The following is a 16,945-nucleotide window of genomic DNA, read 5'->3' on the forward strand; positions in this document are numbered from 1 at the left end:
TGAAAAACGAAGTTTTTTTCAGATCATTAATAATTATGACGAATTTCAAATTGCTCAGGATATCGTCATCAAATCTTTTTTCTTTTTCTAATCTCAATTCAAAGAATGGAAAATTTTAATACCCAATATCATAACCTTTTTCATAGGCTTTTTGGAGGAATGGATGACTCCATGCTGGATCAGATTTTTGAAATTGGGACTAAAAAAGTATTAAATACAAGTGAATATCTTTTTCATCAAGGAGAAGCCCAAAATGTACTTTACATTGTCCTATCCGGCAGACTTCGAGCTATTAAAGAAGACCCAAATGAAACTCGAATTTTGGGAGATATTGGTCAAGGTGAGCCCGTGGGAGAATTTGCTCTTTTTACAAATGAACCTCGAATGGCTTCGGTTTTAGCCATCAGAAAATCCACGGTTTTAGAGTTTACGCAAGAAGAATATCAAATCCTTGTTTCCAAAAATCCCGCCTTAGCTACTTCCCTGACCAATTTTGTCATTCAACGATTAAGGCGGAATACTTTTCAACAGAATAAAACTGCCCCTCCAAAAAATATCGCATTAATAAACCTGCAATCCGACTTGGATCTCAGTCCATGGACAAATGGCATGCAGGCTTATTTTGATGAAATGAAAGTTCCTGTTCGCGTTTATGATTTTGAATCTCAATCTGAACTTCACGATGATGAGTTTTTCGATTCCCTCGAAGAACACGAAGGTCTCAATATTCTAGTTTGTGATGATGAGCAACCGGATTGGTCGCATCAATGCCTGGTCTATGCGGATTTGGTCATTTTGGCAACTCCTTTTGATTCAAGCAAAAAAATTCGTCCGATTGAAAAGGAATTGAAGCTTTATGAGAGGAATATTCTGAACAAGAAGATTTACCTTCTTTTGCTTCACGATGAAAATCCCACCATGCCATCAGGTACGGAAAAATGGTTGAAAAACCGCTCTATCCAGCTTCATATCCACCTTCGAAAAGGACATGAAAAAGATACTGCTAGATTTTGCCGAATTATTACTAATCAAGCAATTGGACTTGTATTAGGTGGTGGCGGTGCAAAGGGCTATGCGCATATTGGGGTAGTCAAAGCAATGCAAGAACGGGGAATCGAAATTGATTTCTTGGGAGGAACCAGTGCCGGAGCTATTTACGGTGTAACCATGAGTTTCTTTGATTTTGATTTCAAAAAGATCGAAAAAAGTATTTCTGATTCTGTCAAAGCACAATTGACTTCCAATGATCTCACGCTCCCTTTGGTTTCTTTTCTATCAGGGAAGAAAGTCATTCGGTTTATCAAAGAATTGTTTGGCAGCAGCCATATGGATGACATCTGGGTTAATTCATATTGTGTATCTACCAATTTTTCCAAAGCAGCTATGAAAATCCATGATCATGGTCTTCTTTGGAAACAATTAGCTGCAAGTATGGCCATCCCTGGTGTTTTCCCTCCAGTTGTCATTGATCAATATCTCCATGTAGATGGGGCCGTAATGGATAATTTGCCCATCGAACCTATGTATCGATTTCCTGTCTCCAAAATCATAGCCGTATCCCTATCAGGTTTGCCTGAACGCAAGGTAAACTATGAAGAAGCTCCTTCCGGCTGGGGACTACTTTGGGATAAAATCCTCCGGAAAAAACGCTATAAAATCCCTTCTGTAGGATCTCTGATTATAAATTCATTAACACTAAACAGTCTTCAAAAACAAGAAGTCACCAAACAAAAGGTCTCTCATTATTTTGAATTGAACCTGAAAGGGGTGGGATTTATGGATGATAAAAAATGGAAACAAATCCTTAAGAAAGGTTACGACCAAATGGTGGATTATTTAGATACCTTACCTGAGGATGAACGTTTTTGGAATAAAAAATAAAGAAGGATTATAATCAAAAAAGGACTCCAAATTATTTCGGAGTCCTTTCTTACTTTATCAAACTTCAGTTTTTAAAAAGGATACTTTCCTTGTTCGATCATGAAATCTGCAATTTGTCTTCGAAGTTCTTTGGTATTGATCAGATCCATTTTTGTAAATCTCTTCAATCCCATCAACATCACTTTTTGTTCATCTCCCTTAGTGAAAGAAGCAATAGCTTCCTTCGCTGCAGCATTGATTTTGTCTACTGCTTCGGAAAGATAAACCTGAGACATAGCAATCTGATGCTTGCATGCTTCCTCTCCTTTGATGCTTACCAATTTTTCTGTACGAAGAATAGCTGATTCAGCCGCATAGATTTCAATCATCACATCAGCCAAATTCATCATGACTTCCTGCTCATCTTCTATTCGGTCTTGGAGTGCCATAGCTGCTTTTCCACCGACCATCAAGAACACCTTCTTCAACTTTTTCAATACTTCTTTTTCAGCGGCAAAAAGTTCGGAAGTATCTACAGTGTCAAATGATGGAACAGCTGTCAATTCATTAGCCACCGCCATAGCAGGTTCAAATAAATTGATCTCGCCTTTCATGGCTCTTTTCAGCAACATCCCAACCATCAGCATGCGGTTGATTTCATTGGTACCTTCATAGATTCTAGCAATTCGGGCATCACGATATGCTCTCTCCATCGGTGCTTCTGCGGAATAACCCATTCCTCCGTAAACCTGAACACCTTGGTCAACTACGTAGTCTAAAACCTCGGAACCGTGAACTTTGGCAATTGCTGCTTCGATCGCAAACTGCTCCAATGCTTTTAATTTAGCATCCGCATCAGACATGCCTTCTGCGGCCAAAGCATCCATGCGGTCTTCAATATCCTGTCCTGCTCGATAGCAAAGTGATTCGGAAACATAAGATCGGACTGCCATTTCAGCAAGCATTCGTTTTACTGCACCAAAAGAGTTGATGCTCGTTCCAAATTGCTTTCGCTCAGTAGAATACTTGATGGCATGGGAAGTTACCGTACGAACTCCTCCCAAAACACCTGCTCCTAGTTTGACACGGCCAATATTGAGGATATTCACTGCAATCTTGAACCCATTTTGTCTTTCTGAAAGCATATTTTCCACCGGAACAGGACAATCATTGAAGAAGACCTGACGGGTAGAAGATCCTTTGATACCCATTTTGCGCTCTTCCTCATTCATGGTGATTCCACCAAACGTCTTTTCGACGATGAATGCTGTTAGGTTTTTGTCATCCTCAATCTTAGCGAAAACAATGAATAGATCTGCAAATCCAGCATTGGAAATCCACATTTTCTGGCCATTGATCAGGTAGTGTTTTCCATCTGCAGAAAGGGTTGCTTTAGTTTTTCCACTGTTGGCATCAGAGCCTGCATCTGGCTCGGTCAAGCAATAACAAGCAGCCCACTCACCAGTAGCTAGTTTGGGTAAGTATTTTTGCTTTTGCTCTTCGGTGCCGTAATACAAAATCGGCAAGGTTCCAATTCCGGTATGTGCCCCATAAGTAGTCGAAAAAGATCCAGCAGCTCCGATAATATCAGCAATCAACATGGAAGTATTGAAGCTCATTCCCAATCCCCCATACTCTTCAGGAACGGATACACCCAAAAGACCTAATTCTCCAGCCTTCTTGAAAATGGAAGGAACCAAATCCGGATTTTTCATGCTGTCGATTTCCTCGATATTCGGTGTAATCTCTGTGTCGATGAAATCCTGACATGCCTGAGCCATCATTTTTTGCTCTTCTGTAAACTGCTCCGGAATGAAAACGTCCTGTGCGTCTGTCTCCCGAATGAGGAACTCTCCTCCTTGGATTGATTTAGATAGAGTTGTCATTTTGATAAATTGTCTTGTTCTTAATTATTCGATGTTTTGAAAAATGAAAGCTGATCTTCCAGGTTTATTTATTTCAATAATTCAAAGATTCCAGCTACCCCTTGGCCACCGCCTACACAAGCTGTCACCATTCCATACTTTTTATTTCTTCTCCTTAATTCATTGAATAGCTGAACAGAAAGCTTGGCACCTGTACAACCTAACGGGTGACCCAATGCCACCGCACCACCATTGACATTTAGGATATCTTCATTGAGATCCAACGCCTTGATCACTGCTAATGCTTGGGCGGCAAAAGCTTCATTTAATTCAATCAAATCAATATCATTCAAGGAAAGACCTGCTTGCTTCAATGCCTTTGGAACAGCTTCTTTCGGTCCAATTCCCATGATTCTCGGATCTACGCCCGCTACGCTATAGGACATCATTCGAGCCACCGGCTCCAAATTCAATGATTTCATCAAACGCTCAGACATGACAACTACAAAAGCTGCTCCATCTGAAGTTTGAGAAGAATTACCTGCGGTCACTTGCCCACCCATTTTGAAGGCTGGCTTCAAATTGGCCAAAACTTCTTTGGTCGTTCCTGCCCGTGGACCTTCGTCCGTGTCAACCACAAATTTTCGGGTTTTACGCTTTCCTTTTTCATCCAGATAAGTTTCTTCGACTTCGACCGGAACGATCTCATCTTTGAATTTTCCAGCTTGGATAGCTGCCAAAGCACGTTCATGGGATCTTACAGAAAAAGCATCTGCTTCTTCTCGAGTGATATTATAATCTTTGGCCAATTCTTCAGCTGTCAATCCCATGCTCAGGTAGTAGCTAGGTGTCTGAGAGGCAATCTTCCAGTTTAGGGCGGTCTTATATCCCATCATCGGTAGCAAAGACATGGATTCTGTACCTCCGGCGATAATGCAATCAGCCATTCCCGCTTTTATTTTTCCAACAGCAAGAGCAATCGCTTCCAAGCCAGAACCGCAGTATCGGTTCATCACAAAACCAGGATTATCGATACCCAATGCTAGCAAGGAAATCATTCTTCCCATTTGCATTCCTTGTTCTGCTTCAGGGATAGCGTTTCCAACAATCAGGTCATCGACCATACTCGCTTCCAAGCCGGGAGTATTTGCTACCAAGTACTTAATTACATCGGCTGCCAAATCATCTGGTCGATAAAATCGAAACCCTCCTTTTTTGGCTTTTCCTACAGCTGATCTATATCCGTTAATTATATATGCGTCCATTATTTTGTATTTAATTAATAATTGATTTGTATCTAGTATCAAGATTTGAGAATCAAGACTTTGCCTCAATAGAAGATTTTAAACCCATAATCATTTTCTGAATTTCAGAAAGGTCAGATTCAAGTTCTCTTGCAGTTGTATTGTCAAGAATTCCAATTCTTTCTGAAATAATCATTTGGGTTTCCAACTCAAAACTTTCACCGAGACTAACCTCAAGTGAGTTTACAAATGATTTATTCGAAGTTTTTGCACATCCTTCAGCAATATTTGAAGGAATAGAAACCCCAGCCCTGCGCATTTGAGAAATAAGTCCAAACTTCTCTTCATTGGGATAGGACTTTGTAACTGAATAAATCTTCACAGCCATATCTACTGATTTTTGCCAAACTTTGAGTTCTTTAAAATTGTGCATAGTCCAAATTTTTAAATACTCGATACTTGCTTCTAGATACCTGATACTAGTTTCTAAGTGGTTTTCCTTTGAAAAGAATGCTATGAATTCGTTCCAGCGTTTTCTTTTCACCTGTCAAACTCAAAAATGCTTCTCGCTCCAAATCGAGCAAGTATTGCTCTGAAACTTCAGTCGGAGCAGACAAATCACCACCTGACATAACCCAAGCAAGTTTTCTTGCAATTTTGGCGTCATGTTCAGAGATATAATTACCATAGATCATTCCTGTAATTCCAGCCTCAAATAGTGCCAAGGAAGTTTTTCCAAGTACTCGAATATTGGTCTGTTCCATAGGTTGGGTATATCCAGCATCAGAAAGAGCAATCACTTTGGCCTTGGCCTCTGCTAGTTGTCGCTTGCGATTGAGAGTGATTCCATCTTGAGGTCTTAGATATCCTAAAGCTCGAGCTTCCTCAGCAGAGGTAGAAACCTTAGCCATTGCGATATTCATGAAATACTCCTGCAAGTGATTTAATTCAACATCTCCTGGGATCACTCGATTGGAGAATCTTCGAGTCATTTCTTTTGTACCTCCACCGGCAGGAATCAACCCTACACCAACTTCAACCAATCCCATGTACAATTCAGCATGAGCTTGAATATGGTCTGCATGAAGAGAAAGTTCGCATCCACCTCCCAGTGCCATATTATGAGGAGCAACAACGACTGGTACGGAAGAATAACGTGCCCGCATCATGGTCTTCTGAAATTGGGCAATCATTAAATTGATTTCATCAAAATCCTGATCTCCCGCAAACATGAAGAGCATAGCTAAGTTGGCACCAGCAGAGAAGTTTCCTCCTTCATTACCAATTACCAATCCTTTGTAAGATTTCTCTGCCATGGAAATGGCTGTGTTAATCCCTTCGATCACTTCCGCCCCCATGGAATTCATTTTGGTATGGAATTCCAGACCGATGACTTCATCACCCATATCGTAAATAGAAGCACCGGCATTGCCCCAGATCTTTTTATCGGCTGCTTTGAGCGTATCCAAAATGATGAAATCACTTGTTCCAGGGATTTCTACATAAGATTTGCTGGGGATATCGTAATACTTCTTTTTACCGTTTTCTACTTTATAGAAAGAGTCATTTCCAGCATCTAGCATTTCATGAACCCAAGCAGCTGCTTTTTCCCCAGCAGCTTCCATTTTCTCAACGGTTTCTTTGACACCCAATACATCCCATGTCTCAAATGGACCTAATTCCCATCCAAAACCAGCGGATACCGCTTGATCTATTCTATACAACTCATCGGAAATTTCTGGAATTCGATGTGAAACGTATTTGAACAAGTCATAGAAAGAAGCTCGATAAAATTCACCAGCCTTATCCTCAAAATTGACTAGGAATTTGATTCGCTTTTTGAGATCATCAATTTCCTTGGATGCTTCTAAAGCTTTGAATTTTGGCTTTTCTACATCCTTATATTCAAAAGTGTTAAAGTCTAATTCTTTCAGTTCTTTTCGGCCATCCTTATGACGGATCATTTTGAAGTAACCCTGTCCCGTCTTATCTCCAAACCACTTATTTTCATAAAGTACTTCGACAATTTTAGGAAGCTTGAATTTGTCCCTTGACTCGTCATGAGGCAGTGCTTTATAAAGATTATTAGCCACATTGACAGTGGTATCTAGACCAACCACATCCATGGTTCGGAAAGTAGCAGACTTTGCACGGCCGATTACCGGACCAGTAAGCTTATCAACTTCAGAAACACCAAGTCCCATTTTTTCAATGGTATGCATTCCGGAAATGATGGCATAAACACCTATTCTATTCGCAATAAATGCTGGGGTATCCTTACAAAGAACTGTTTCTTTACCCAAAAAGCGATCTCCATAATCCATCAGGAAATCCACGATTTCAGGCTTGGTCTTTGGACCTGGAATGATTTCCAATAAGCGTAGGTATCGAGGAGGGTTGAAAAAGTGAGTTCCGGCAAAATTTATCTGAAAATCCTCAGATCTTCCTTCGCACATCATGTGCATAGGAATTCCAGAAGTATTTGAAGTAATGAGCGTACCGGGCTTTCTGTATTTTTCTACTTTTTCAAATAATTGCTGTTTGATATCCAAGCGCTCCACGACAACTTCCATTATCCAATCGACATCCTTGATTTTAGGAAGGTCATCGTCAAAATTCCCCGTGGTAATTCGGCTTGCAAAGCTTTGATCATAAATTGGAGAAGGCTTTGCTTTTAGGGTATTTTGAAGTGCGGTGTTTACAATCCGATTTCTAACAGCGGGATTTTCTTTAGTCAATCCCTTTTTCTGCTCATCCTCGGTGAGTTCAAATGGCACAATATCCAGTAACAACACTTCCACTCCGATATTTGCGAAGTGGCAGGCAATTCTGGACCCCATCACGCCTGAACCTAAAATGGCTACTTTTCGAATGGTTTTGTTCATTTTTTTGGGTTTTGGTAGTCTGAGGTTTATAATTCAAATATGGGTTTATCCACTGTTGCTCCACTGAATTGATCAATCACCAATTGCAGCTTTTCAAAAACTTGAAAGAATGTTTTCAATTCTTCTTCCGAAATGACTTCTCGAACCTGTTCGTTGAATTCTTTGATGGTCTGGACCGAAGCTTCCTTTTTTCGCTTTCCTTCTTCGGTTAAAAATATTCGAACGGAGCGCTTATCTGAAGGATCCTGCTTTTTATAGATCAAGCCCTTTTCTTCCATGGTCTTGAGCATCCTCGTCAAACTCCGAGTTTCTAATCCAATCATAGGAGCAATCTTGGTTGCGGGTGTTCCTTCCTTGGAATTGATATTAATCAATACAAAACCAATAGCTGTCGTGAATCCCTCCGCTGCAGCTCGTTGGTTGTACATTCTAGAAATCGCATGCCAAGCGCTCTTAATGTGATAATCTACCGTTTCTTCACGCTTCATGTATTAGGTACTTCTGTCATTTTAAGCGTACCTAATTTAGAGAAATTTTGTATGCATGCATACTATTTTAGCAAAAAAGTTATGCATGCATCACAAATATTAATTGGAAAAAAGTCTATAAATCGAAATATTATAAATTAATTTTCGTGTTAATTAATACTATTCAAAATAATGATAAAATTTTTCTTCTTTTCCCGAATTAAATTTTGAGCATTAGACCTGAAGTGAAAAAGATCGATTTCTAAGGAATTTGATTTGAATCAAACTTCATATATTTCTTCAATCTCTTTTTGATACTTCTGATGGATTACTTTTCGCTTCAACTTCATCGTTGGAGTAAGCTCACCGGTATCAATTCCCCAAGGTTCGGGAAGGAGTTTGAATTTTTTGATTTGCTCCCACTTTCCGTAATACTTGTTGTAAGAATCCACTTCCCGCTGATATTTTTCAAGTATGTCAGGTTTTGTGATCATCTCCTGATCGGTGGTATATGGAATATCTTTGTGCTTACAATATTCACGAAGTCCATCATAACTAGGAACAATCAAGGCAGCCGGGAATTTTTTGCCATCTCCCACCACGATAAGCTGTTCGATAAGCGAAGATTCCTTGAATTTATTCTCCATAGGTTGTGGAGCAATGTATTTCCCACCTGAGGTTTTGAACATTTCCTTTTTACGGTCAGTGATCCGCAGATAGTCTCCATCCAATTCGCCGATATCTCCAGTATGGAACCAGCCGTCTTTAATAGCATCTGCGGTCATCTCAGGCTCTCGGTAATAACCTTGCATTACATTTGGACCTTTAACCAGGATTTCACCATCCTCGGCGATCTTCACCTGTACATCTTGGACGATAGTACCTACCCAACCGATTCGAACTTTCTCTGGCTGGCTAATGGTAGCTGTCACCACAGGAGAAGTCTCTGTCAAACCATAGCCTTCACAAACACGAATTCCCGCAGCCCAAAATACCCGAGCCAAACGAGGTTGTAAGGCAGAAGCTCCGGAATTGATCTGCATGATATTTCCACCTAAAGCTTCCCTCCATTTAGAGAAAATCAATTTGTTAGCCAGCTTTAATTGAAAATTATACCAGGAACCCATATCCTGAGCAGGATCGTATTTAAGACCCAGATTCAAAGCCCAGAAAAACAACTGCTTCTTGACCCCTGTCAGCTCATATCCTTTCGCTACAATTTTATCATATACCTTTTCCAGCAAACGAGGAACAGTATTAAATAAATGAGGCTGTACTTCTTTCAGGTTATCTCCTATCTTATCAAGATTCTCTGCATAATAAATGGAGAAACCCATGTAGATAAAACAAAAGGAAGCAGTCCTTTCAAAAATATGACACAAAGGAAGAAAGCTTAGTACCTTGGCATTCCCCTTTTCCGGACTCATGATATTTGAAACAGAAAGAAGATTTGAAAGTACATTGTGATGAGTCAACATGACTCCTTTGGGTCTTCCTGTTGTCCCGGAGGTATAAATAATAGTGAAAAGGTCTTCTGGCTTTACTTTTTCTTTTTCGGCTTCAAGTTGTGCCAAATCACCATTTTCCCCAAAGCCCATGATCGCTTCCCAATGGCTAACTCCCTCTAATTGATCAAAGCTGAAAATCTCTTGTCCTTTAGCTGCCTGGTTCGCTTTTTCATAAATAGTTGCATCCCCAACAAAAATGATTTTTACAGAGGCATGTCCAAAAATATAGGCATAATCTTCACTCGAAATTGTCGGATACATTGGGACAGAAATTGCCCCAATCTGCTGTAAAGCTAAATCGATGAAATTCCATTCGGGACGGTTTTCTGAAATAATTGCAACCTTATCATCACGACCGATTCCCTTTGCTAAAAATCCTAAGCTTAAATTATCTATAATCTGCTTTACATCCCTGGAAGAATAAGTTTTCCATTCTCCATCCATTTTTCGGGATAGCGCTACCTCTTTATCATAAGTTGCTATTTGGTAAGGTATAAGATCAAATAATCGTTGTAGGTCCATTTGGGTTTAAAATTGATGTTTAAACCAATATAGGGAAAAATTGAATTGATTTGAAAATGGTTTTTCCACAGCCTTTTTATTCTATTAATTGTAAATCAATATTTATTTAAAAAATCTTATTGTGGTTATTAAGGCTGTTGATATGTGGATAAAAGTATCTTTTTGTTTTCTCCACTTTTTATAATTGATGTGATACCATTCATCTACATATTATCCTCATTTTTTCCACATATAAGTATTTGATTTATTGGTAATTAGTTTCTTATTATCCATTATGTGGAAATAACTTGTTAAAAATGCTGTGTTTAATTTGTCTGTTGATTTCTTTGGTTTGAAGCGTGGAAAGATGAGCACTTATCCATAAGAAATTTATGAAAGTTGACTTTTGGAATATTGACTATGGATAAGTCCGGTTTATTGGCTTCTTGTTCTGTATTTTTCCACATGGTTTTAGTGGATTTTCCACAGGCAGATTATTCCAATATTCCAGTCGATTTGCTTGCTTGGATTATAATTCCTTCGTTTGTCCAACCGCTTTTCAAGATGATTGCTCCTATAGCTCCTGTATCATCTAAAAAGTAAAATACTCGTTCAGCTAGTCTTTCCTGATAAAAATTGCTAGGATCCCATCTGCCATTTCCATTTTTATCTTCAATCACACGAATTTTGTATGTACCGGCTTCAATCCCTCTAAAAATAAAATCCTTTGAATTTTTCACTAGTTGCTCTTTGTAAACTTCATTTTTAGCATCTATGAGCTGTATTATAAATGGAGGTTCTGCACCTGCTACTGTTCCTGATAGCAAATCAGCCAATGTCTCTTTTTTGATCTTTCTGTAATTGGCCCTGATAGGGTCTTCATTGTATTCTCCCTGAATATCCCGGAAGGTTGAATCCATGGCTGTCAACGTGAAAATTTCGATTCCCAGCGTATCTGGTATTGGAATTCTGAACAAAAGTTCTGTACGCTTCAGTGAATCTTTGAAGGAGAACATCTGCTCCTTTATTTGAATTGTCGTTGTAGAATCAACAGGAATAAATAAAGAATCTGTACGAATATTTAGAACCGGTTTATTGAATTTAAGGCTTGCAAAAAGTGTATCCGTAAAGTTTTTTCCTGAATTGGCTGTAAGGCTTAATTTTTCAGGTCTTCGTTCTGTTTCTGGGAATTTGGCCCAAATGGTGGTATCAATTTGATTACTGACTGAATCAATCAATTTTAAATTGACTAATAGACTATCAGAAATTGATTGAGTTGAGAATAATCGAATTCTTTTGTCTTCAGTGCTATAATAGATTTCTTCTCCAAGCCCTTGAACTTGGATGTTTTCTTCTACCTGGTTTTTGTTTAAAATAAAATCGTAGCTCCCATTTGTGAAACTAGATCGAGTGAGCCGGAAATCAGTTAAGTCACTTTGCGATAAATTGAACTGTATGCCCTCTAAATTTTTGTTTATTTCAAGTGTATCCTTCAAAAAATCATAGGGCTCACTTTTAAATTCAGCTTTGGTGGAATTATTAGCATCCAACCAAGCATAAGCTTTATAGCTTCCTTCCTTGATGTTTTCAATTTGAAATTCCCCTAGGCTATCTGCTCTAGTTAAATAATAGGGCGCTGCAGTAAATAGATCAGTTGTATCATTTTCAAGGTATAATCCGATAATGACATTTCGAGCATCATACTGCTGGTTTGGCCAATAATTATTGATTTTGCCTTTTACCTTTAAGCTATCAATAAAATCACCAGTTGAAAACACCAACTTTAGATTCTCTGCAGGATTTCCTTCGGAAAGATCCTGTATTGAATTCTGGAAATTGAAAACATAGGTTGTATTATCTTCTAGCTCCTGATTTAACTCAATAATTACTCGATCCTTGAGAGCCGTTGTAATGATTTCATCCTTATTTAGTCTTGGAGTAATAATGATGTTTTTATTGGGATTATCGAGTTTGATATATTCATCAAATGTGATGATGATTTCTGATGGTTTTATATTTAAACTTTGATCGGCTGGATTTGCTTCTAATTGCACCGGTGGATCTTCGTCTCGTGGTCCACCCATAGGTGAACTTTGTTTTGCACATTGTGAAAAAAGTAAGATCACAAATAAGCCATATATCAACTGTAAGCTTTTCACTTTTTTGATAAAATATATAAGATGCTTGAGTAATTCCCTGATTTTTTTGCCTCCTGATTTGATTGCATTCCTTCGAAAAAAGATTGCATTAAATTTTTCAAATTTCCTGAATTGGGATCCTGATATTTTTCAGAAAGTAAAGAAGCATAATAGCTATCAAAAATCATGGGCTTTTGATTTACAATTTCTAAATCAAATTGCTTAGCTAATTGCCTAACACTCTCTGGATCAAAGTGATACAAATGCCTTGGAACATCCCATCCTGCCCAAAAATTCTTGTATTTCTTAGCGTCTTTAGATTGATGATTTGGTAATGCTAAAATAATGTAACCATCTGATTTTAAGAGCTTTATGATTTTTTTTAGGCTTTTTCTTAAGTCATGAACATGCTCTAAAACATGAAAAAGACTGATGATATCAAAAGAATGATTCTCAGGTACTTTTTTCAGGCTTTTATAGACATTTTCTCCAAGTTTCTCCTTTGCTAAACTCCTTGCTTTTTTGTTGGGTTCGACTCCGTTTACTTCCCAGTTTTTTTCTTGGAAGTATCGTAGTAATTCCCCTGTTCCGCAACCAATATCTAAGATGCTTTTGTCTGTTCCGAGACTTGAAATCAACTTGTATTTTTTTGTTATGTTGATTCTCCGGATTTGATTATAAATTCTTTGAATTAATCCCTTGGATTCATCTTGATGCGAATAATATTCGGGAAATTCATAATAAGTCCCGATCTGTTTTTCTGAGGGACGTGGATTGGTAAAAATAAGTTTGCAATCTTGACATTCACATAAAATGAATTCTTCCTTGCTAACAGCCCAATCCTTGATGGTAGAGTAATTAAGAAAATGCCCACTTTTACAAAGCGGGCATTTATTCAATCTTTCATGCATTTTATCTTCCTAGATAAACTGTGAGTACAGACAAATCTGCCGGAGAAACCCCGCTTATCCTTGAGGCTTGGCCAAGCGTCTGTGGTCTGATTTTATTTAGTTTTTGTTTTCCTTCTGCAGATAATGCTGGAATAGTCAGGTAATCAAATTTAACAGGGATTTTGAAATCTTCCATGTTGGCTAATTTCTCAACCATCTGCTTTTCCTTTTCTATATAGCTATCATATTTGATTTGTATCTCTGCTTGTTCCAGTACTTCCTTTTCATATCCTTCCAAATAATCCTTAAGGTCAGTACTGATTTCCTCCAATTGTTCTATTCCGATTTGTGGTCTTTTGAGAACTTTCTCTATAGAAATCTTCTCTCGAATTGGAGCTGTTCCTAATGCTTCTAATGCTTCATTCGACTCATTTGGTTCTAGCTTTTTCTGCTTGAGGTCATTGATTAATCGAGCAGTTTGTTCTTTTTTATGAAGGACTTTTTGGTACCTCCTTTCCTCTGCTAGACCAATTTGATATCCTTTTTCTGTTAATCGTATATCTGCATTGTCTTGACGTAATAATAACCTAAACTCAGCCCTTGAGGTAAACATACGATATGGCTCCTCGGTGCCTTTGTTGATTAAGTCGTCAATTAATACCCCTATATAGGCTTCGGACCTCTTTAGAATGAAAGGATCTTTTTCTTGAACCTTCAAACTTGCATTTATACCTGCAATTAGACCTTGGGAGCCTGCTTCTTCGTATCCTGTTGTCCCATTAATTTGTCCAGCGAAATAGAGATTTTCCACCAATTTTGTCTCTAAAGTCAGATTTAATTGGGTTGGTGGAAAGAAATCATACTCGATTGCATATCCTGGTCTGAACATTTTTGCATTTTCAAAACCTGGGATTTGTCTCAAAGCCTTGTATTGAACATCTTCAGGAAGTGAGGTAGAAAAGCCATTTACATAGATTTCTACCGTATTCCAGCCTTCTGGCTCTACAAATATTTGATGTCGTTCCCTTTCTGCAAAACGATTGATTTTATCTTCTATGGATGGGCAATAACGAGGTCCTAGGCCTTGAATTCGCCCATTAAACATAGGTGAGCGGTCAAATCCAGTCTCTAAAGTTTCATGTACTTCTTTATTGGTATAGGTTATCCAGCATGTTCGCTGTTCTGCTAGTGGTTTGGTTTCATCCGAATAGCTGAATTTTTCGGGGTTTTCATCACCATATTGTACCTCCATTCTATCGTAATCCAAACTTCTTCCATCCACTCTTGGAGGTGTTCCTGTTTTCATCCTTCCTGCTTCAAAGCCTAATTCTACCAATTGCTCAGTAATTCCTTTGGATGCTGACTCCCCTGTTCTTCCTCCTCCAAATTGTTTTTCGCCTATATGGATAATACCATTTAGGAAGGTTCCATTAGTTAATACCACTGATTTTCCTGGAATCTCTATTCCCATTCCTGTTCTTACTCCAACTACTCTGCCGCCTTTAACCAGAATTCCAGTGACCATTTCTTGCCAGAAATCCACATTTGGGTTTTGCTCTAAAGCTAATCTCCATTCTTCTGCAAATCGCATTCGATCATTTTGGGTTCTAGGGGACCACATAGCAGGCCCTTTGGAACGGTTTAGCATTCGAAATTGTATCATGGATTTGTCAGAAATTATACCTGACATGCCTCCTAATGCATCGATTTCCCGAACAATTTGACCCTTCGCAACGCCTCCCATTGCTGGATTACAGGACATTTGAGCAATGGTATTCATGTTCATAGTACATAAGAGTACCTTCGAGCCCATCTTAGCTGCCGCATGAGCAGCTTCACAACCTGCATGCCCTGCTCCTACAACAATTACATCGTATTGATTAAACATTGTATTTCTTTTTTACCTGTTCCACGTGAAACATCATTGTTTTTTGATTCCAGTTCCACGTGAAACACTGATCTTTTGAAACAATTCTATTGCCATTGCTTCCTTGCTTCGCATCAAGGCTGCTTCTTCTTTTTTCTTGTCTTTATAACCCAATAGATGGAAAAGCCCGTGACTAATCACCCTGCTAAGCTCATCTTCTTCTGAACATTGATGTGTTGTTGCGTTTTCCAAAACTCGATCAATGCTAATGAAAATATCTCCTTCAATCATTCCTTCCTCGTCAGAGTTATCAAAGGTGATTATGTCTGTAAGTGTATCGTGGTTTAGGTAGTCGACATTGATTTGGTGGAGATATTCATCTGAACAGAAGATGTAATTCAATTCTAATATTTCAGATTCTTCTTCTTTGGCTATTTCTTTCAACCATCTTTTTCTGATTAATTTCTGAGGAAGGTTGAAATTGGTGTCTTCTGTAAAGAAATGAATTGCCATGATTAATCCATATAAAAGGAAAGAACTGTTCTCTTACCACCTTCCTCAAATTTTAGCTCATCACTCAAGTGCTTGATTAAAAAAATTCCTCTACCACCTGGTTTTTCTAGATTTTCTGGTGAAGTAGGGTCTGGTAAATTTTCATATTCAAATCCTTCGCCCTCATCTTCAATTACAAATGATAGCTTATCTTCCTCTGCCATCAGTTCCAGATGAACCAATTTCTCTTTATTTCCTTGGTTTCCATGGACGATAGCGTTACTGATACATTCCGTAACCGAAATCATGATGTTGCCATAGATGTCATCATTTATTTCAAAACGATCCCGGGCATTGTCAATAAAGCTTTCAATGATTTTTATGTTTTCAATCAAAGAAGGGATAGAAATTTTAATAGAGTTCATTTTGAATTTTGACTTTTAGCAACAACTAGTATCATTTTTCAGTTAATTCTAACTTGATCGGACAGTGATCAGAATGTATCACGTCAGGTAAAATACCTGCACTTTTCAAACGATCTTCCATAGGTTGAGTTGCCATATGGTAATCAATTCGCCAACCTAAGTTTTTGTTTCGCGCATTGGCCCGATAACTCCACCAAGTATACTGATGAGGATCGGGATTAAAATGCCGGAATGTATCTATAAAACCGGATTCGGTGAATTTGTCCATCCAAGCTCGCTCCTCAGGAAGAAATCCACTGGAATTTTTATTGGAAACTGGATTATGGATATCTATTGGCTTGTGACAAATATTATAATCTCCGCTTAGAATCAAATTCGGAAATTCTTGTCTCAAGTCCTGCATGTATCCATAGATATCATCAAGAAACTCGTATTTAAAGTCCTGTCTAATATCTCCGGTAGTTCCGGAAGGGAAATAAGCCGATATAAATGAAAAATCTTCAAAGTCAGCTCGAATCATTCTTCCCTCACTATCATATTTATCCAAGCCCATTCCATAGGTTATATTTTTGGGCTTGATTTTACTGAAAATCGCTACGCCAGAATATCCTTTTTTCTCCGCTGGAAACCAAAATAATTCATAACCCATATCCTTGAAAACAGCAGTATCTACCTGCTCTTCATGAGCTTTAAGTTCCTGAATACCAATGATATCTGGGTTTTCTTTATGGAGCCATTCTGCAAAGCCTTTATTTATTGCAGCACGAATTCCATTGACATTGTAGGATATAAGTTTCATTCAA

General features: G+C 38.4%; 13 protein-coding genes. 1 reads left to right on the forward strand and 12 read right to left on the reverse strand.

Annotated elements, in window-relative coordinates:
* The first annotated feature begins 105 nt into the window (after positions 1-105).
* Positions 106-1,881, forward strand: coding sequence for a patatin-like phospholipase family protein (locus E4S40_RS05600; protein ID WP_135072045.1), 1,776 nt, complete (start codon positions 106-108; stop codon positions 1,879-1,881).
* A 71-nt stretch (positions 1,882-1,952) separates the two neighbouring features.
* On the opposite strand, the gene E4S40_RS05605 is transcribed toward E4S40_RS05600, so the two are convergent.
* The 12 genes from E4S40_RS05605 to E4S40_RS05660 all read right to left on the reverse strand — a co-directional run bounded on the left by E4S40_RS05605 (position 1,953) and on the right by E4S40_RS05660 (position 16,941).
* The gene (locus E4S40_RS05605) at positions 1,953-3,746 is read right to left on the reverse strand and encodes an acyl-CoA dehydrogenase family protein (protein ID WP_135072047.1); all 1,794 of its coding nucleotides are present in this window, start codon (positions 3,744-3,746) and stop codon (positions 1,953-1,955) included.
* A 68-nt stretch (positions 3,747-3,814) separates the two neighbouring features.
* The gene (locus tag E4S40_RS05610) at positions 3,815-4,990 is read right to left on the reverse strand and encodes a thiolase family protein (protein WP_135072049.1); all 1,176 of its coding nucleotides are present in this window, start codon (positions 4,988-4,990) and stop codon (positions 3,815-3,817) included.
* Between the two features lie 52 nt (positions 4,991-5,042).
* The gene (locus tag E4S40_RS05615) at positions 5,043-5,513 is read right to left on the reverse strand and encodes a four helix bundle protein (RefSeq protein WP_237563137.1); all 471 of its coding nucleotides are present in this window, start codon (positions 5,511-5,513) and stop codon (positions 5,043-5,045) included.
* Complete coding sequence (locus tag E4S40_RS05620; protein ID WP_135072051.1) at positions 5,449-7,854, reverse strand: 3-hydroxyacyl-CoA dehydrogenase/enoyl-CoA hydratase family protein; 2,406 nt, start codon at positions 7,852-7,854, stop codon at positions 5,449-5,451. The genes E4S40_RS05615 and E4S40_RS05620 overlap by 65 nt, the downstream gene beginning before the upstream one ends.
* Positions 7,855-7,880: 26 nt before the next feature.
* A complete protein-coding gene (locus tag E4S40_RS05625) occupies positions 7,881-8,342 on the reverse strand; it encodes a MarR family winged helix-turn-helix transcriptional regulator (RefSeq protein WP_135072053.1) in 462 nt (153 codons plus the stop codon).
* A gap of 260 nt (positions 8,343-8,602) precedes the next feature.
* Positions 8,603-10,351 (reverse strand): AMP-dependent synthetase/ligase, encoded by a 1,749-nt coding sequence (locus E4S40_RS05630; protein WP_135072055.1) that lies wholly within the window; start codon positions 10,349-10,351, stop codon positions 8,603-8,605.
* Positions 10,352-10,824: 473 nt separating this feature from the next.
* Entirely contained in the window at positions 10,825-12,414 is a 1,590-nt protein-coding gene (locus E4S40_RS05635) for an Ig-like domain-containing domain (RefSeq protein WP_237563138.1), read from the reverse strand.
* Between the two features lie 71 nt (positions 12,415-12,485).
* Complete coding sequence (locus E4S40_RS05640) at positions 12,486-13,379, reverse strand: class I SAM-dependent methyltransferase (protein WP_135072059.1); 894 nt, start codon at positions 13,377-13,379, stop codon at positions 12,486-12,488.
* 1 nt (position 13,380) lies between these two features.
* Entirely contained in the window at positions 13,381-15,246 is a 1,866-nt protein-coding gene (gene mnmG, locus E4S40_RS05645) for a tRNA uridine-5-carboxymethylaminomethyl(34) synthesis enzyme MnmG (protein ID WP_135072061.1), read from the reverse strand.
* 33 nt (positions 15,247-15,279) lie between these two features.
* Positions 15,280-15,738 (reverse strand): rRNA maturation RNase YbeY, encoded by a 459-nt coding sequence (ybeY, locus tag E4S40_RS05650; protein WP_135072063.1) that lies wholly within the window; start codon positions 15,736-15,738, stop codon positions 15,280-15,282.
* A 2-nt stretch (positions 15,739-15,740) separates the two neighbouring features.
* Entirely contained in the window at positions 15,741-16,142 is a 402-nt protein-coding gene (locus E4S40_RS05655) for an ATP-binding protein (RefSeq protein ID WP_135072065.1), read from the reverse strand.
* Positions 16,143-16,173: 31 nt separating this feature from the next.
* The gene (locus tag E4S40_RS05660; RefSeq protein ID WP_135072067.1) at positions 16,174-16,941 is read right to left on the reverse strand and encodes an exodeoxyribonuclease III; all 768 of its coding nucleotides are present in this window, start codon (positions 16,939-16,941) and stop codon (positions 16,174-16,176) included.
* Positions 16,942-16,945: the final 4 nt, after the last annotated feature.

Source organism: Algoriphagus kandeliae (assembly GCF_004571135.1).
Taxonomy (GTDB): Bacteria; Bacteroidota; Bacteroidia; order Cytophagales; family Cyclobacteriaceae; genus Algoriphagus; species Algoriphagus kandeliae.